An 18412-nucleotide genomic window follows, 5' to 3' on the forward strand; every position below is an offset into this window, starting at 1 on the left:
GTCAAAAATCAACCATTTGTTGTGACAGAGCCTTATTTAAAACAAGCATTAGCCCCACCGTTATGGAAGGGATACAATACGTATAGAGGCAGGTGCTGTACGGCGGCTGCTTGGTATATGTATAACGTTTTGTATTAAATTGCTATGGGACAAGGAGGAATCATGCCATGCGTGAGGGATTTACATATACGCGGCGGGAATTTTTGAAAAAAGCCGGGCTGGCCGGCGGCGCTATGGTCATGGCCAATGTGGCCGGCGGCATCCCGTCGGCTGCGGCGGCGATGGAAGAAGGGCAGGGCGCTGCGGACGAACTATTGAAGGGAGTCTGCGACATCCACATCCACGCCGCGCCGGATGTTAAAGGGCGGTGCATCAATGAATTTGACTTTGCCTGCAAGGCTAAGGACCTGGGCTATCGGGCCGTCATGTACAAGTCGAACGAATGGAGCTGTCACGACCGGGCCTATCTCATCCGCCAGGCCCTGCCGGATTTTGAAGTGTTCGGCAGCTTCTGCATGAATTACGCCGTCGGCGACAAAATCAACGTCCACGCGGCGAAGATGGCCGTGGAAACGACGGGGCACTGCTGCAAGTGCATCTGGATGCCGACGATGGCCGCCGTATATCCTAACGCCGTCGAAGGCCGTGCGGGACAGGGGATTCCCGTCGTCCAGGACGGCAAGGTCCTGCCGGAGGTCGTACAGGTCATGGAAATCTGCGCCGACCACGACATCATCTTTGCGACGGGCCATTCGTCGCCTCAGGAGAGCCTGCTCATGGCGGCCAAGGCCAAGGAAGTGGGCGTACACAAATTCGTCGTCACCCATGTCAATTCCCTGATTTGGCGCATGACGGCCGATGACATCAAGCGCTGCGTCGAGCTGGGCGCATATATCGAGCTGTGCTACCTGCCTCGCGTATGGGGAGCCGGCACGGCGATGAGCCAATATGAACGGGAATCAGCCCGGGATTTTATGAATTACGTTTCCGTCGCGCCGGAACGGAGCTTTATTTCTACTGATATGGGCCAGGCGAACATGCCCGACCCGTCGGAAGGAATGCGGGCCTGCATCGGCGAGCTGCTGGACGGCGGCGTGTCCCAGCGTGTCGTCGATACGCTGGTGCGGCAAAATCCGGCCTACTTACTCGGACTGGAGGGATAAGGAAATGGCGATGAACCGACGAGATTTTCTCAAAAGCGCGGCCCTGACCGTCGCCGCCGGCATGGTCATGGGGCCGACGGCCCTGGCCAAGGATAAGCAGGAAAGCGTTGCAGAAGACGGCAAAGACATATTAAATTACAATCCTAAGATGAAGTACCGGCCTATGGGTCAGACCGGCGTCAAGGTATCAGCCCTGGGCTTCGGCATGCTGCGCCTGCCCATGCTGGCCGACGGCAAGACCATCGACATGAACCAGACCGTCGATATGGTCCATCGGGCCATCGACGGCGGCGTCAACTACATCGACACGGGACGGGTGTATCTGGGCGGACAGAGCGAGCTGGCCGTAGGCAAGGCCCTGGCCAACGGCTGGCGCGACCGGGTATACGTCACGTCGAAGTCGCCGTGGTGGATCATGGAGACGCCTGACGATTTCGAAAGGATGTTTGACGAATCGCGGCGGGCTATCGGCACGGACGTCATCGACTTTTACCATATCCACATGATCATGCACCGCGGCTGGAAGGAAAAGGTCATTCCCTTCGGCCTCATTGAAAAGATAGAAAAGTTGAAAGCCCAGGGAAAAATCCGCTTCATGGGATTTTCCTTCCACGACCGGCTGGAGCTGTTTAAGGAGGTCGTCGAAGCGGCGGACTGGGATTTCTGCCTTATTCAGCATAATTATCTGGATTACGAATACGAAGCCGGCGTATTGGGGCCGAAGTATGCGGCGGCAAACGGCATGGGCCTGGCCGTCATGAAGCCGGCGCGGACGGGCTTTTTGGCGAACCTTCCTGAGTCCATGCGCGAGGCCCTGGCCTCGACGGGCATCCATAAGCCCGACAACGAATGGGCCTTGGATTACTTGTGGGATATTCCTGAAGTCAGCGTCGCCGTCAGCGGCATGGGCTCCATGAAGGACGTAGAAGCGAACCTGCAGTACGCTGCAAAGGCCAAACCCAACATGCTGACGCCGGACGAACGGGAAGCCCTGGGGCGGGCGATCCGGGCCTACCGCGAAACGCCGGGTCATATCGACTGCACGGGCTGTTATCAATGTATTCCTTGTCCGGAAAACGTAGCCATCGGCTATATCTTTGCCTACGTGTACAATAACTATTTGCTCCACAAGGATTTAAAGCGGGCCATGTTCGATTACACGACGTCCATGTCGCCGATCCAGCGCGGCGATCCTGCTTCGTCTTGTACGAACTGCGGCCAATGCCTGGCCAAGTGCCCGCAGGGACTGAACATTCCAGCCTTGTTAAAGCGAATCGAAAGGGCCTTCGGCAAATAAGAGGATAATAAAAAAATCGGAGTCAGACGAGAGTGTCTGCTCCGATTTTTTGTCGTGTTATTGCGTTACGGGGATAGGCAGTTCATTCGTAATGATCTTTGCCCCGCCTTCGGTCGTCTTCACGTTCAGCTTGGAAATGCTGCCGCGGACGGCTTCGATGTCCGTAGGAATCCGCTTGTACGGCAGCTTGGCTAGGACCTCGTCCATGGCCTTCCCTAAGATTTCGTAGGGATTGTTGAGGATAGACGCCGATTCCCGTTCGCGGCCGCGAGAGCTGTAGCTCTTCAGCGTGTCCTGCTGGCGGTCGTAGGCGTAGACCGAGAGGTAGTAGGCGCAGTCTGTGACGATTTCGCCGTCGAAGCGGAAGAAGAATTGATACTGCCGCCAATACCAGGTCTGGACGACGGGAACGACGACGATGTCGGCGTTGTATTTTTCCGATAAAGCCCGCATGGCGTCGATGGTAATGCCGTCGGGAGCGAGCTGTTCCTGCGCCTCTACGCGGTCCCAGTAGGGGATGCGGAACGGTTCTCTCAGCCGTTTCAGCATGTACTGCGCTTCGGCTCCCCGCTGCGTCGTAGATACGATGAGGGCCGTGCGCATGTTGTCAAAGCGCGGCTCGCTGTCAGCGGCGAAGGCCGACGCCGTCATAGTGAACAATGCCAGGATGAGAAGCAGGAACTTTTTCATAGGAAAGACCTCCTATCAGAAATTACCGGTGTCGTTTAAGAGGGGACGCACGTTGTCGGCCCGGGGAATATACCGTTCCAGCGTAGCCAGCATGGCGTCCTTATCCATCGGCAGGGTGCCGCCGACGGGGACGAGGTTGGACACGTGATTGCTGCGGAAAATGCAGGGATTTTTCATGTCCGTATGGCTCAGAATCATATGGAGCTCTTCGAGGAAGCCCCGGGCCGTGAGAGGCGTAAACTTGCCTGTGACGACTTCTTCGTACAGCGGCACGTTGCCGGGGATGATGAGGGTCAGGGCGCTGAGCATGGTCGGGTTGATGGCCGATACGACTTCTGCCGTATGGAGGGCGTGCTCCTTCGTCCGCTCCTTGCCGCCCAGGCCGATGAGGATCATGGCCGACAGCTTCATGCCGGCGTCGAGGGCCTTTTTGCCGGCTTTGACAGTCAGCGCGCCTGTCGTGCCTTTCTTGACGTGGCGCAGGACTTCATCGTCGCCGCTTTCGATGCCCATGTACACGATGCCCAGGCCGGCTTCGCGCAGGCGCTTCAGGTCTTCCGGCGATTTGCGGTTCAGGTCGGCCGGCGTGGCGTAGGCCCCGATGCGGTTAATATTGGGGAACGTAGCATAGCATTTTTTCAGAATATGGATCAAATCGTCCGTCGGCAGGACGAGGGCGTCGCCGTCGGCGAGGAAGACGCGGCGCACGAAGGGGTAGGCCTGGGCGGCCCGCTCGATAATGCCGTCGATTTCCTCGAGGGAACGGACGCGGTATTTGGAATCTTTGTACATCGCACAGAACGTGCACATATTATGGGAACAGCCGATAGTCACCCGCAGGATAAAGCTGCGCGCTTCGCTGGGCGGCCGGAATACGAGGCCTTCTGCGTTATCAATCATCATATAAGCAAACCATCCTTTCTCATGTATATTATACACAATTATACGCATATAAGTAAAATTTTCAAATAGTTTTTTCGGTCTGGCCATGGCAGGAAATGGCAGGGACAAAGAATCACGCCGCCTGAGGACAGCTATGCAAATTTATAATCGTACCGCCCCTTTGAAGCCTTTGCGTTATATGATACAATAAAAATGATATTTCTTTTTAATACTATTTGCTTTTTGAGCGGAGGTGACTGTTTCCTTCGGGAAACGCTGTACTTGGATTATTTTGAGATAACTTTCAACATCATTTTGATTTTAGCCTTAGTCGTGCTGAACGGTTTCTTCGTAGCGTCGGAGTTTTCCATCGTCAAGATGCGCCCGTCGCGAGTCGATACGCTGCTTAAGGAAGGGAATAAGAGCGCCGTATACGCCCGCACGGTGACGGAGCATCTGGACGCCTACCTGTCGGTGACGCAGCTGGGCATTACCCTGGCCTCCCTGGGGCTGGGCTGGATCGGCGAGCCTGCCGTGGCCAAGATGCTGGCGCCGGTGTTTCATTTTTTCCAGGTGCCCGTACAGCTGGAGCACACGCTGGCCTTTATCGTCGGCTTTTCCCTGATTACGGCCTTGCACATCGTATTGGGCGAGCTGGTGCCGAAATCCCTGTCGATTCAGAAGACCGAAGCCGTGGTGTTGTTCGTATCGCGCCCGCTGATTCTGTTTAACAAGCTCATGTACCCGGCCGTCTGGACGCTGAACCATATCGCCAACTGGACGCTGCGCCGCATGGGCATACAGGCTGCCAGCGAGGCGGAAGAAGCTCATAACGAAGAAGAAATCCGCATTTTGATGAAGGAAAGCTATAAATACGGCTATATCGACAGAAGCGAGCTGACCTATCTCGACAACGTCTTCGATTTTTCCGACCGCAGCGCCGGCGAGATCATGGTGCCCCGTACGGATATGGTCTGCCTGTATCTGGACGACAGCTTCGACGACTGCGTCGAGACGGCCCTGAACGAGCGCATGACCCGCTACCCTATCTGCGACGGCGACAAGGATCACATTATCGGGTTCCTGCACATCAAGGACTTGCTGCGGTCCTTAAAGGACGGGAAAAAATCGGACTTGCGGACCTTGGCCCGCGACGTGCTGGAAGTGCCGGTCTTCATGCCTATCAGCAAGCTCCTGCGCCAGCTCCAGAAGGAACGGAAGCAGTTGGCTGTCCTCATCGACGAGTACGGCGGTACGGCCGGCATGGTGACGATCGAAGATATCCTGGAAGAGCTCGTCGGCGATATTCAGGACGAATTTGACGAGGAACGGCCGGAGGTAGAGGAAAAGACCGATAAGATCTACTCCGTCGACGGCAAGATGCTGCTGGAAGACGTAAACGACCTGTTCGAGCTGGAGCTGGAAGACCAGCAGTGCGACACTATCGGCGGCTGGGTCTACACGCAGCTCAACACGCAGCCCGAAGCCGGCCAGATGGTCAAGCTGCCCAAGGCGGAAATTTACGTGGAAGAAGTGGAAAATCTCCGCATTACGCGCTTGAAGATCAAGCTGCTGAGCGAGCTGGACGACGTTAGCCAGGATATGCTCGACGAGCAGCTGAACAAGGATTGACGGGCCTCCGCCCTTCGGCGCTGCCGGATAGATGATACGTTTTACTGACTTTAAAATATAAAGTTAAACGATTAATTTATTTAGTAAACTTCGTAAAATTTTAAAAATGTATTGACTTTGAAGGATTTAAGCGTATAATAAGCTTCAACGAATACAAAACAGTGTTGATTGGGAATAGTACTGCTGCCGCAGAAATTACAGAGAACCGGCCGTATGCTGAGAGGCGGGATGGAAGCGCTGCAGGAAGTCGCCCAGGAGCAGCTGCCCGAACGCTTATCTTTCCAGTTAGTAGACGCAGCCGGCAGGCATCCGTTATCATGCCGGGCATTAAAAGGATTTTCCGGAGATGCCGACGAGGGGTCCCGACGGGCAACAAGAGTGGTACCGCAGAGTATATGATACTTTGTCTCTTTTTGAGGCAAAGTATTTTTTTTCGCCAATCGCCGTTTTGCTGTTCGTTATACGTAAGATAGGGGTACAGAAAGGGGTTTTTTGTATGATGAAATGGATTGGAATGCTGAGTGGATTTGTTGGACGGTATTTGACGTATATCGTCTTCTTGGTCGTCCTTTGGGCGTACTTCATGCCCGGCGCGTTTTTGTGGTCCGTGCCCCATACGGTTACGCTTCTCGGCATTATCATGTTCGGCATGGGCATGACCCTGCACGCCAAGGATTTCAAGCTGGTCATCCAGCGGCCGAAGGAAGTGCTCATCGGCTGCACGGCTCACTACACGATTATGCCCATCGTGGCCTATGCCCTGGTGCTGGCCTTTGACCTGACGCCGGAACTGGCCGTCGGCATGGTATTGCTCGGTTCCTGCCCCAGCGGCACGGCGTCCAACGTCATGAGCTTTCTGGCCAAGGGAGACGTCCCCCTGGCCGTATCGATTACGACGGTCTCGACGCTGCTGGCGCCGATTATGATGCCCTTTATCGTCTGGGCCCTGGCAGGCCAGTGGGTCGAAGTCTCGTTCTTGGCCATGGCCATGACCGTCATGAAGGTAATTCTCGTGCCGCTGGCTGCCGGCCTGATCGTTCACAAGATCATCGGTGAAAAGCACATCGCTTCGTTGTCCAAGGTACTGGTCCTCATTTCGGCCTTCGGCGTGCTGACCATCGTCGGCGGCGTCATCGCCATCAACGGCGCGAAGATTTTGGAATTGGGCTTCTTCATGGTCCTCATCGTATTGGCTCATAACCTGTTCGGCTTCGGCATCGGCTACTTCGTGACGGGCAAGCTGGGCCTGGGACAGCGTCAGCGCCATTCCGTTACGCTGGAAGTAGGGATGCAGAACGACGCCCTGGCTATTTCCCTCGTATCGGTCTTCTTCGCTCCGGCCGTGGCGATTCCTGCGGCTATCGGCGCGGCTATTCACCAGGTCACGGGTTCGATTCTGGCTGGTATCTTCGCCCGCAAGATGGACGCCATAGAAGCGCGGAAGGCCGCCGCAGCGGAAGCCGTTCCGGCGCCGGCCCACCACTGAGCCGCTGCACTTTATAGAATATTATTTATGGCGTAAAAAACAGCGTATGTCCGATAAAAAGAGAATGGACATACGCTGTTTTGCATATCTTAGGTTTTGAAATTTTTGTATACTACGCAGGCGATAAAGAGAAGCCCGGCGTAACCGATGGCCGGATAGAGGACGGCGACTAAGCGGCCGAAGGAAAAGAGGCTGACGACGTAGGTAAACAGGGCGACGACGACGGCAAAGGCGACGTTGCCCTTCTTTCCCCAGCGGGTGACGCGGCTGCAGATGGACCACATCATGACGGACGACGAGGAAAAGATGCCCAGGATCAGTGTGATGGAAAAGGCCGCGCCCAACAGGGGATGGAGCTTTTGCGCCAGGTACAGGACGGGGATGTCCAGCCCTGCGGCGGCGCTACCGTTCAGCAGGATAGCCGTGGTCATGACGGCGATGCAGAGGATGACGACAAAGGCTCCCAGGAACGCGCCGGCCCGCAGCTCCTGCTTGGAAGAAGCGGAGACGCCCAGGCGGGTAAAGTACATGCTGGGCGGAAAGAAATTCAGGCTCAGGTGCAGGACGGCGCTCAGGAACCAGTTGGGGGCCGCCTGATAGGGGGCGAGAGCCGATTCGTATTCTCCTATGTGGGAAAATTGGCCGTAATCGACGGCAATGGCGCCGCAGCCTATGCTCAAGGAAAAGACGATGATGACCGGCCCGATAGAGGAAATGACCTGGATGAGGCGCTCGAATCCCATGAGGTAGGCCGCCAGCAGCAGGCCGGTCATGACGGCGGAGCCGAGAGGCTGGGGCACGCGGTAATATTCGTATAAGGTAGCCCCTGCGCCGGCGACGAGGACCGGCATGAGCAGGATCAGCGTGGCGATGATGAGCCACGTATAGACGAGGCCGAGCGTTTGGCCGCAGAAAAATGGAAAGGGATTAAAGCCCGGTTCTTTTTTGTGCTCGAAGCCTGTCCGCATCAGCAAGTAGGCCATTCCTAAAAAGCCGATTAAATTGACGGCGACAGCCCCGTACCCATAAAGGCCGAAGCTGGCGTAAAAACGCAGCATTTCCTGGCCCGTGGCGAATCCGGAGCCGATGACCCAGGCGATGAAAGATCCGGCGATGCGGATGCTGTTTCTGATGTTGAGGGTGCTGGCAGGCATGGGAATTCTCCTTTACATTACCGGGAAGGCCACTGTACTACGATGAGGAAGACCGTGGCCAGGATGCAGACGAAGCCGGCGAGCTCGACGGGGTGGAAGGCCGTGCCCAGCCAGGCGGCAGAGACGACGGCGGCCGTCACCGGCTCCAGCGTGCCGATGAGGGTGGATTTCATCGGGCCGACGAGGCGGATGCCCTGTACGAAGAGCGTAAAGGACAAGGCCGTGCCGACGAGGATGATAAAGGCGACGGTGAGCCAGCCGACGGCGTCCAGCTCCGGCGTCATGCCCCAGGCCTGCACGCCCAGGCAGAGGGCGGAGCCGCCGATAATCATGCCTGCGGCGTTGACCGGCACGGCGCCCCACTGGATGGCCAGGCCCTGGGACAGGGTAGGGTAAGCGACGCAGCCGACGGCTCCGATGAGGCCCCATGTCAGCCCTTGAGGAGACAGGACCATCGTCGACGGGTTACCGTTCGTCGCGACGAGGAATACGCCCAGAACGGCCAGGGCGACGGAGACGAGCTCGCGGGCCGACGGCCTGCGGCGGAAGCGGACGGCTAGGAAAAAGGACATGAGGACGACGTTGAGGGTCTGCAGCACCGTCGCCGTTGCCGAATTGGAATATTTGATGGCCGTCAAATAGGAATACTGGCAGAGCAGGAGTCCGAAAATCGACAAGAGGAGAAGATTGCGGAGACTGGCCGGGTCGTGAAACATGCCGTAAAAGGCGTTCCGTTGCTTCGGGAAAAACAGGACTAGGAGGACGACGCCGGCGGCAATCATGCGCAGCGCCGTAATCCAGGCCGAGTCGACGACGTAGTGGGTGAAGAGATATTGGCTGACCGTACCGTTGACGCCCCAGGTGACGGCGCCGAGGACGCAGTATAGAATGCCTTTATAAAGAGACGATAGAGCCATACTGTAACAAACTTCCTTTCACGTGTATGTTTAATCAGTATAGCATACCTTGACGGAAACGGGAATAAACGATACCAATTTCTTGACCTCTGCTAAGGGGCGTGCTACAATTCGTGTACTACACAGAAGGGGAGGATGACATCGTGCTGAGTCAACAGCTGCAAGTCTTTTTACAAGTCGCAGACAGCGGCAGTTTTGCCAAGGCTGCCCAGCGCCTTTTCGTCACGCCGGCGTCGGTCATGAAGCAGATGAACGCCCTGGAGCGGCGGTTGGGCCTTACGCTGCTGATGCGGAACAATCAGGGCGTTTCGCTGACGGCGGCAGGCCGCTCCCTGTATGAAGACGGCCTGAGGCTGCAGGCCTATGCCGCCGACGCCGTGACCCGGGCGAAGCAGGCCGGCGGCCGGGACGGCGTGACGATCCGCGTCGGATCTTCCCTGCTCAACCCCAGCAAGGTGCTGACGGACCTGTGGGCTCCGCTGCGCGAAACCTATGGGAACTATACGTTCCGCATCGTCCCCTATGAAGATACGAAGGAACAGATTCTGTCGGTCATCACTTCCCTGGGCGACCGCATCGACGTCTTAGTGGGCTCCTTCAACTCCCGCAGCATGCAGGCCAGGGCCAATTACCTGCCCTTGGGGACGTATCGGTTCTGCATCGCCCTTCCCGAAGGCCATCGCCTGGCGTCGCGGAAGACCCTGACGCTGGACGACCTTCACGGCGAGCGCGTCGTCATGGTAAAGAGCGGCGATACAGAGCGGATAGACGAGTTTCATCGCCTGCTGAAACGGGAGCATCCCCAGATTATCATCGAAGAGGCAAGCTATTATTACGACGTCGATACGTTCAATCTCTGCGGGCAGCAGGGCTTGCCCCTCCTGACGCTGGACGCCTGGGCAGGCGTGCATCCCTCGCTGATTACGCTGCCCCTCGTCGATTTGGATTACGGCGTTTCCTACGGGATTTTATATGCCCGGAAACCGTCTGAGGCAGTACGGGGATTTATCGACATCATTCGGCGGCACGTTGCCGGCTCGGCAGAATAAAGATATATGACACACAGGGTCGGTCCTTGCGGGGCCGGCCCTGTGTGCTGTATGGAGAAGTATTTTGTAACTTGTAAGACAATGCTGGTAAATGGTTCTTAGGATTGAACGCATATTGCGTTGACTTCAATCATGTACCTTATACGCATTCAGCAGCATGTCGCCCATGCCCGGCGTTTCCGGGTCGTGGCTGCCTTTTCCCGTATCGAGGCCGCGCATCCGGGCCATGTCTTCGTCAGTCAGGGAAAAATCGAAGATGGCGATATTGTCGGCCATGTGCTGAGGATTGGTCGACTTCGGCAGGACGACGAAGCCTTCCTGTACTTCGAAGCGCAGGATAATCTGGCCGGCTGTCTTATTGTATTTATGGGCCAGGGCCGTGACGAGGGGATGGGTGAGAAGGGCTTCGTCGCCGTGGCCTAAGGGGAAATAGGCTTCCAGTGCTGCGCCGCAGGTATCTAATACTTCCCGCAGCTGTTTCTGCTGGAAGAAGGGATGGCATTCGACTTGGTTTACTGCCGGCATCGTGTCGAACTGGGGAACGAAATGGTTCCAGATGTTGGGCGTCATGTTGCTGACGCCGATGGATTTGATCTTTCCGGCTTTTTGGGCGTCTTCCATGGCTTTCCATGCGCCGGGCACGTCGCCGTAGGGCTGATGAATCAGGTACAGGTCCACGTAGTCGAGGCCCAGCTTTTTCAAGGACGCATCGATGCCCTTGCAGGCGGCGTCGTAGCCGTAGTCCTGAAGCCAGAGCTTGCTGGTGACGAATATTTCGTCACGGGGGATGCCGCTGTCACGGACGGCCCGGCCAACTTCGTCTTCATTGAAATAGGCCGCCGCTGTGTCGATGTGGCGGTAGCCGAGATGCAGGGCCTTCGTCACGGCGTCATAGGTGCTGCCGTCGTTGGGAATGAGAAATACGCCGAAGCCGACGGCGGGGATAGTATTTCCATCACGTAAGGTTATGTATTCCATCTGAGTATCCTCCTTGGTATACAGGTTATTCGTTCAGCCAGCAGGCGAGCTGATGCACTTGTTCTAAGTAATCGGGCCGGTTTGCGACGTCGCCGGCATTGGGGATATGGTTGAAGATGAGGGTTTGAAATTGTTCGGCTCCCATTTGGCAAAAGCCGCTTACTGTCCAATCGGCATATTTTTTTACCTCCTCTTTGGGGCTGTCCCAGAAGGAGCAGACGAGGGCCGCTTTTTTGCCGTATTTCGCCGTATTGGACATGCCCTTTTTACTGAAATCGAACCAGGGATAGAACCGCTCGATAAACAGCTTTGCCAGCGACGATACCTGCTGGTTGTAAATGGGAGTGGCGACGACAATGGCGTCGCAGGCCTCGATGACCGGCAGCAATTTCGTAATGTCGTCGTCCTGCACGCAGTTCTGGTCTTCCCTTTCCTGGCAGGCGCCGCAGGCTTTGCAGTACCGGCAGTCTTTGTCCCGCATGGTAAAGACGACGACGCGCTGGTCTTTCAGATCTTCCGCTAAATTTTGAGTGATGATTTCCGAGTTGCCCTTGGCTCTGGGGCTGGCGTTGACTAGTAAAATCGTTTTCATGATGTATCCTTTCTGTTTACTCGTGAATTTTATGACGGTTTAAGAACTGGACGACATCGATGTTCAAGTGGTCGATGATTTCCGTACGTCCCGTGTCCAAGGCGGCGATTTGGGACATGTCTTCGCTGTCGAGCTCGAAGTCCCAGACGGCCATGTTTTCGATGAGCCGGTCCTTGTGAACCGTCTTGGGGATGACGATGACGCCGCGCTGGAGGGTAAAGCGCAGGGCGACCTGGGCGACGGTTTTGCCGTGCTTTGCGGCGATGGCTTTCAGGACGGGATTATTCCAAATGTCGTGGCCGCCTTCGGCGAAGGGACCCCAGGCCATAGGCGCGACGTGCAGCTTTTTCATGACCTCCAGGTCGTAGGCGCGCTGGTAAAAGGGATGGCATTCGATCTGGTTGACGGCCGGAAGGATGTCGGCGTTTTCGCAGAGGTCGGCCAGCCGGTCGGGATAGAAATTGGAAACGCCGATAGCCCGGATGGTTCCTTGGCGGCACAATTCCTGCAATGCCCGCCACGAGCCGTAATAGTCGGACAGCTGCTGATGGAGCAGTACTAAGTCGACGTAGGGCATGTCCAGCTTTTGCAGGGAAGCGGCGACGGCGCGCTTCGTCTGTTCATAACCGAAGTCCTGTACCCAGACCTTCGTCGTGATGAAGATGTCTTCGCGGGGAATGCCGCTTCGCTTGACGGCGCGGCCGACGGCTTCTTCGTTTCCGTAGGCGGCGGCCGTGTCGATGAGGCGGTAGCCGGCGCGCAGGGCGTCCCGTACGATTTGTTCGCAGCGGGACGCGTCGTCTATTTGAAATACGCCGAGGCCGAGTATGGGCATTGCGACGCCGTTGTTGAGGGTTACTGTGTTCATGTTTGTCGCTCCTTTTGCTATGACGATTGAAAAACTGTGTATATCTATATTGTAAGGTGCCCGTCTCTGCTGGGGAATAACCAAAAAAGCTACGACGTATTGACTAAAGGTAAATGCAGAATTGTCAAAGCGCTGCAGACGGCAGACGAAAAACAGCCGCCTGTATCAGGCGGCTGTCGCTGCAATAAGCATATTTACTTTTTCTTGCCGTGTTTCTGTTCGAAAGCGATCATATGGGCTTCTTCTTCGCTGTGGCCTTCGGCTTGGGCCTGGGCGATGAGGGAGACCATTTCTTCGTATGCTTCGGGGATGACTTTCGTAATCCGCGATACAGTGTCTTCCCAGTTTTCCAGCAGCATGTGGCCGAGGTTGCTGTCCGTGTAGGCGACGTGCTTTTCCAGGAGCGATTTGACAAACTGCTGTTCGTCCGGGTCGGTCAGGTCTTCCAGCTTGACCAGATCGGGGTTGCACTTGGCCGGCTCTAAGTCGTAGACATAGGCGATGCCTCCGGACATGCCGGCGGCGAAGTTGCGTCCCGTGCTGCCGAGGATGAGGACTCGGCCGCCAGTCATGTATTCGCAGCCGTGGTTGCCTACGCCTTCGACGACGGCCGTCGCGCCGCTGTTGCGGACGCAGAACCTTTCGCCTGCCGTGCCGTTGATGTAGGCTTCGCCGCTCGTCGCGCCGTAGAAGGCGACGTTGCCGATGATGATGTTGTCTTCAGCCGGGAAGACGGAGCCCCGCGGCGGCGATACGATGATCTTGCCGCCGGACAGGCCCTTGCCGACGTAGTCGTTGGCGTCCCCTTCAAGGGATAAGGTCAGGCCCTTGGGGATGAAGGCGCCGAAGCTTTGGCCGGCAGAGCCGACGAAGGACAGGCTGATCGTATCCTCCGGCAGCCCCTTTTCGCCGTAGCGCCGCGTGATTTCGCTGCCCAAGAGGGCGCCGGTGACGCGGTCCGTGTTTTTGATGCGCAGGCGGGCGCAGATGTGCTTTTTCTGTTCCAGCGCCGGCCGGCACATGCGGATAAGCTTGGACATGTCCAGGGTGGCGTTGATGCCGTGGTCCTGGTCCATGGTGCAGTGATGGCCTACGGAGGCGTCCGTATAGGGGCGGAAGAGGAGGTTTTTCAGGTTGACCGTCGCAGCCTTCCAGTTGAGGACGTGCTGCTTTTGCTTCAGGCAGTCGTAGCGGCCGACCATTTCGTCGATGGTGTGGAAGCCGAGGCGGGCCATGATTTCCCGCAGGTCCTGGGCGACGAAGCGCATGAAGTTGACGATGTATTCCGGCTTGCCCTTGAAGCGCTTGCGCAGCTTTTCGTCCTGCGTGCAGACGCCGTAGGGGCAGGTGTTGAGGTGGCACACGCGGAGCATGTGGCAGCCGATGGTCAGGAGCGGAGCCGTGCCGAAGCCGAAGATTTCCGCGCCGAACAGGGCGGCGATGGCAACGTCCCGGCCGGTGAGCATCTTGCCGTCGACTTCGACCTTTACGCGGTCGCGCAGCTTGTTGAGAAGCAAGGTCTGCTGCACTTCGGCCAAGCCGATTTCCCAGGGCAGGCCGGCGTGGCGCAGGCTGGTCCGCGGCGATGCGCCCGTGCCGCCGTCGTAGCCGCTGACGACGATGTTGTCGGCCTTGGCCTTGACGACGCCGGCCGAGATGGTGCCGATGCCGGCTCCCGACGTGAGCTTGACGCCGACGCGGGCTTTGGGATTGACGTTTTTAAGGTCGAAGATGAGCTCAGCCAGGTCTTCGATGGAGTAGACGTCGTGGTGGGGCGGCGGCGAAATGAGGGCGACGCCCGTCGTGGCGTGACGCGTCTTGGCGATATCCGGGTAGACCTTGCTGCCCGGCAGGTGGCCGCCTTCGCCCGGCTTTGCGCCTTGGGAGCATTTGATCTGCAGCTCGTCGGCGTGGATGAGGTAGTTGCTCGTCACGCCGAAGCGGGCCGAGGCGACCTGCTTGATTTTGTCGTTCGTTTCCGTGCTGAACCGGGCTGCGTCTTCGCCGCCTTCGCCGGTGTTGCTCATGCCGCCGAGGCGGTTCATGGCCGTGGCGATGCATTCGTGGGCTTCCTTGCTGAGGGCGCCGTAGCTCATGGCGCCGGTGCGGAAGCGCTTGACGATGGAGTCGACTGATTCGACTTCTTCGATGGGAATGCTGCAGCCGGCGGGATATTCGAATTCCAGCAGGTCGCGGAGGCGGAAGATGGAAGACGTATTGACCCGTTCGGCATATTCCTTATAGATATCGTAATTCTTTTCCTTGCAGGCCTTCTGCAGCAGGCGGACCGCTTCGGGGTCGATGATGTGAGGCTGGCCGCCCTTGTGGTACTGGTAGAAATCGCCCCGTTCCAGCGCGTCGTCGGAGCCGTAGGCTGTTTCGTGGCGCAGGGCGTTTTCCCTGGCGATTTCCGTAATGCCGATGCCTTCGATGCGCGACGGCGTGTTGCAGAAATACTTATTGATCAGGTCCTGCTTGATGCCGACGGCTTCAAAAATCTGCGCGCCGTGGTAGCTGTGGACCGTAGAAATGCCCATCTTGGACATGACGGCCAGGATGCCCTTGACGGCGGCGTCCATGTAGTTGTCGCGGGCCTTTTCGTAGGTCATCTTGCCCAGCTTGCCCTTGAGAATCAGTTCCTTGATGGATTCGAGGGCGATGTAGGGGTTGATGGCCGTGATGCCGTAGCCGATGAGGGTGCAGAAGTGGTGGATTTCCCGCGGTTCGCCCGATTCGAGGATGAGGCCGACGTCGGAGCGGACCGTCTTGTCGATAAGGTAGTGGTGCAGCGCTGCCGAGGCCAGGAGGGCCGGAATGGCGGCCATGCGGGAGTTGACGCCCCGGTCGGACAGGACGAGGATATTGGCACCGTTCTTTATGGCTTTCAAGGCGTCGATGCACAGGGATTCGATGGCCGTTTCCATGCCTTCGGCGCCGCTGTTGACCGGATAGAGCATGGACAGCGTAGCGGCCCGCAGCTTCTTCGACATGAGGGACTTGACGACGGCCATTTCTTCATTCGTAATGAGCGGCGTTTTTAAGTACAATGCCGCCGTGGCCTCTTCGTTGGGGTCCATGATGTTGGCTACGTTGCCGGCCATGACGGCCGTCGCCATGACGATGTTTTCGCGGACGCCGTCGATGGCCGGGTTCGTAACCTGGGCGAAGTTTTCCTTGAAGTAATCGTATAAGAGCTGGGGCTTGTCGTTGAGGACGGCCAGGGGCACGTCGACGCCCATGGAATCAATGGGCTGCTTTCCGTCGCGGGCCATGGGCAGGATGACCTTGTCCATGTCTTCCTGGGTATAGCCGAAGACTTTTTCCTGCTCCTTCAGGTCGTAAGGAATCAGGGTGTCGTTGTCCGTGATGAGCTGGTTGTTCATCAGGTCGTCCAGGTGGACGATGTGCTCTTCGTACCACTGGTGGTAGGGGTGTTCCGTTGCGATTTGCCGTTTGATTTCGTCGTCATCGATGATGCGCTGTTCCTTCGTGTCGACGAGGAGCATCTTGCCCGGTTCCAGCCGGCCCTTGTAGAGGATTTCGTCGGCCGGGATGTTGACGACGCCGACTTCGGAGCTGGCGATGACCCGGTCGTCCCGCGTGACGTAGTAGCGGGCCGGGCGCAGGCCGTTGCGGTCCAGCATGCCGCCGATGACCGTGCCGTCGCAGAAGCCGATAGCCGCCGGGCCGTCCCAGGGCTCGAGCATGAAGTTATGATAGCGGTAGAAATCCCGCTTTTCTTCGCTCATGAGCGGGTCCCGTTCCCAAGGCTCGGGAATCATCATCATCATGGCGTGGGGCAGGGAATGGCCCGTCATGTACAAGTATTCCAGACAGTTGTCGAACATGGACGAGTCGCTGCCCGTAGCGTCGACGACGGGGAATACCTTTTCCATATCGGGGAAGAATTCCGATTTCGACTTGCTTTCGCGGGCGTTGAGCCAGTTGATATTGCCCTGGATCGTATTGATTTCACCGTTGTGGACGATGTAGCGGTTCGGATGGGCTCTGGCCCAGCTGGGGAAGGTATTGGTGCTGAACCGCGAATGGACGAGGGCCATAGACGTCGTGACGTCCAGGTCGGACAAATCAAGGTAGAAATGGCGGAGCTGTACCGACGTCAGCATGCCCTTGTACACGATCGTCCGCGACGACAGGCTGGCGATGTAGAAATCGGTACCCTTTTCCTGGCTGATGGGGACGATGGCCTTTTCGGCCAGCTTGCGGATGATATACAGCTTGCGTTCAAAGTCCATCTGGTTGGTCATGGACGGGCTCTTTTGGATGAAGACTTGCAGGAAATGGGGACGAGTCGTCTTGGCGATATTGCCGATCAGGCTTTCGTCGACGGGAACGTCGCGCCATCCCAAAATAGACAGGCCTTCGGCCCGGACGATGTCTGAAAAGGCCTCCATTTGTTTCTTGCGGAATTCTTCATAGCGGTGGGCGAATATCATGCCGACGCCGTATTCGCCTTCGGCAGGCAGGGAGAATCCCAGGGTTTCGCATTCGCGGCAGAAGAATTCGTGGGGAATTTGAATGAGTATCCCCGCGCCGTCGCCGCTTTGGGCGTCGGCTCCTTCTGCGCCGCGGTGCTTCAGGTTTTCCAAGATCGTGAGGGCGTCGTCGATGATGTCGTACGATTTTTTTCCTCGTATATTTGCGACGATACCGATGCCGCAGGCGTCGTGTTCAAACGACGGGTCGTACAAGCCTTGCGGCTCCGGCAGGTCGCGCAGTTTTTTATACATATATAGTTCCCCCTTCTCTATAAAAAAACAGGCCTGAAAAACCGCACGCGCGTGATATTCCAGCCCCGCTTATAGGTTTGCATTCAATTATAAACAATTCATAATAAAAATGCAATGGCTTTTTAAATAATTTACGGAAAATATATAAAAATACCTAATATATTTTTGTAAAGTAACGATGATTTACTGTAATAAAGAAATAAAGACTTTTGTTTGGGCATGAAAAAACACCCGGCCGCGAATTACGGGCGGGCGTTTTCAGAAATCCATTGGGCAAATTGCTGGCGGAATAAGCCGGCTCCGCCGTTGGCCGGATGGCGCATGACGGCGGCGGCCAGGCCTTTTTCTTCCAGCATGAGGGCTGATTTGCGGCCGATGGCTCCGATGAGGATATCGGGACGGCACAGGCCTAAGAGCTCCTGTGTGTACGTAAGGCCGGCGGCCAGCTCGGCGTCTGTCGGCGTGCGGTTGCTGAAGGGCGAGTCCTTGTGGGGATGAAAGGGGAATATATTCCAGAGGATGACGTCGTCCGGCGAAAGGCCGTTGTCCAGAATAGCTCCCCATACGTACGTATCCGTCGGTTCGTTCATGCCCTGCCGCCGCTGGGGATTGCTGGTCATAAAGGGGCAGTCGGGCCGGCTCGTCCGCTGGCCGTCGTAGCCCAGGACCATGGCGCTGGTCACCTGCTTGTGAGCGTTCAGGAGCATGCGCTCGCACGTAATGGCTACGCCTGTAAAGCGGCAGCCCTGATAGCCGGCGGCTTCGGCGACGAAAAGGTATTTGGCGCGGCCGATACGGCGGCGAAGGTAGTCCGTCAGCTGGCGGCTGCGGATGAGGGGCGCGTCGGGGCCGCAGTCGCAGCGCTCGTCGTAATCGCGCCAGGGATTATACACGCCGTCGCCTTCATACTGCCGCAGTGAAGAGAGAAAGGTTTCAATCGTAGACATAGGGGC

The 18412-nt window shown here is 57.1% G+C and carries 14 protein-coding genes; 5 read left to right on the forward strand and 9 right to left on the reverse strand.

The genetic code is table 11. The features are described 5' to 3' along the window. The first annotated feature begins 167 nt into the window (after positions 1 to 167). On the forward strand, positions 168 to 1163 hold the full coding sequence (locus OCV58_RS07890; protein ID WP_154877493.1) for a DUF6282 family protein: 996 nt from the start codon (positions 168 to 170) through the stop codon (positions 1161 to 1163). Positions 1164 to 1167: 4 nt separating this feature from the next. Continuing rightward, positions 1168 to 2460, forward strand: a complete 1293-nt coding sequence (locus OCV58_RS07895; protein WP_267312844.1) for an aldo/keto reductase — start codon at positions 1168 to 1170, stop codon at positions 2458 to 2460. Positions 2461 to 2517: 57 nt separating this feature from the next. Here the strand turns inward: OCV58_RS07895 and OCV58_RS07900 are convergent, their stop codons facing one another. After that, positions 2518 to 3150, reverse strand: a complete 633-nt coding sequence (locus OCV58_RS07900) for a hypothetical protein (RefSeq protein ID WP_154877494.1) — start codon at positions 3148 to 3150, stop codon at positions 2518 to 2520. 15 nt (positions 3151 to 3165) lie between these two features. Then, complete coding sequence (locus OCV58_RS07905) at positions 3166 to 4053, reverse strand: radical SAM protein (RefSeq protein ID WP_087477606.1); 888 nt, start codon at positions 4051 to 4053, stop codon at positions 3166 to 3168. 261 nt (positions 4054 to 4314) lie between these two features. Here OCV58_RS07905 and OCV58_RS07910 point away from each other — a divergent pair, with 261 nt between their 5' ends. Further along, complete coding sequence (locus tag OCV58_RS07910; protein WP_198947422.1) at positions 4315 to 5664, forward strand: hemolysin family protein; 1350 nt, start codon at positions 4315 to 4317, stop codon at positions 5662 to 5664. Between the two features lie 496 nt (positions 5665 to 6160). Continuing rightward, positions 6161 to 7150, forward strand: coding sequence for a bile acid:sodium symporter family protein (locus OCV58_RS07915; protein WP_087477604.1), 990 nt, complete (start codon positions 6161 to 6163; stop codon positions 7148 to 7150). 89 nt (positions 7151 to 7239) lie between these two features. Here OCV58_RS07915 and OCV58_RS07920 read toward each other — a convergent pair whose 3' ends face one another. Together OCV58_RS07920 and OCV58_RS07925 are read right to left on the reverse strand one after the other, a co-directional pair. Then, the gene (locus OCV58_RS07920) at positions 7240 to 8304 is read right to left on the reverse strand and encodes a YkvI family membrane protein (RefSeq protein WP_154877495.1); all 1065 of its coding nucleotides are present in this window, start codon (positions 8302 to 8304) and stop codon (positions 7240 to 7242) included. 17 nt (positions 8305 to 8321) lie between these two features. Then, positions 8322 to 9221 (reverse strand): DMT family transporter, encoded by a 900-nt coding sequence (locus OCV58_RS07925; RefSeq protein ID WP_087477603.1) that lies wholly within the window; start codon positions 9219 to 9221, stop codon positions 8322 to 8324. A gap of 143 nt (positions 9222 to 9364) precedes the next feature. Here OCV58_RS07925 and OCV58_RS07930 point away from each other — a divergent pair, with 143 nt between their 5' ends. Further along, positions 9365 to 10270 (forward strand): LysR family transcriptional regulator, encoded by a 906-nt coding sequence (locus OCV58_RS07930; RefSeq protein WP_154877496.1) that lies wholly within the window; start codon positions 9365 to 9367, stop codon positions 10268 to 10270. Between the two features lie 126 nt (positions 10271 to 10396). On the opposite strand, the gene OCV58_RS07935 is transcribed toward OCV58_RS07930, so the two are convergent. From OCV58_RS07935 to OCV58_RS07955, 5 genes are all read right to left on the reverse strand, one after another. Further along, a complete protein-coding gene (locus OCV58_RS07935) occupies positions 10397 to 11248 on the reverse strand; it encodes an aldo/keto reductase (protein ID WP_154877497.1) in 852 nt (283 codons plus the stop codon). 25 nt (positions 11249 to 11273) lie between these two features. After that, the gene (locus tag OCV58_RS07940; RefSeq protein WP_154877498.1) at positions 11274 to 11840 is read right to left on the reverse strand and encodes a flavodoxin family protein; all 567 of its coding nucleotides are present in this window, start codon (positions 11838 to 11840) and stop codon (positions 11274 to 11276) included. Positions 11841 to 11856: 16 nt separating this feature from the next. Continuing rightward, entirely contained in the window at positions 11857 to 12708 is an 852-nt protein-coding gene (locus OCV58_RS07945; RefSeq protein WP_154877499.1) for an aldo/keto reductase, read from the reverse strand. 194 nt (positions 12709 to 12902) lie between these two features. Continuing rightward, positions 12903 to 17459, reverse strand: a complete 4557-nt coding sequence (gltB, locus tag OCV58_RS07950) for a glutamate synthase large subunit (RefSeq protein ID WP_154877500.1) — start codon at positions 17457 to 17459, stop codon at positions 12903 to 12905. 242 nt (positions 17460 to 17701) lie between these two features. Then, positions 17702 to 18406 carry a uracil-DNA glycosylase family protein gene (locus tag OCV58_RS07955; protein WP_087477597.1) on the reverse strand — a complete coding sequence of 235 codons (705 nt, stop codon included), beginning with the start codon at positions 18404 to 18406 and terminating at the stop codon, positions 17702 to 17704. Positions 18407 to 18412: the final 6 nt, after the last annotated feature.

It is taken from the genome of Megasphaera stantonii (assembly GCF_025567065.1).
GTDB classification, from domain to species: domain Bacteria; phylum Bacillota; class Negativicutes; order Veillonellales; family Megasphaeraceae; genus Megasphaera; species Megasphaera stantonii.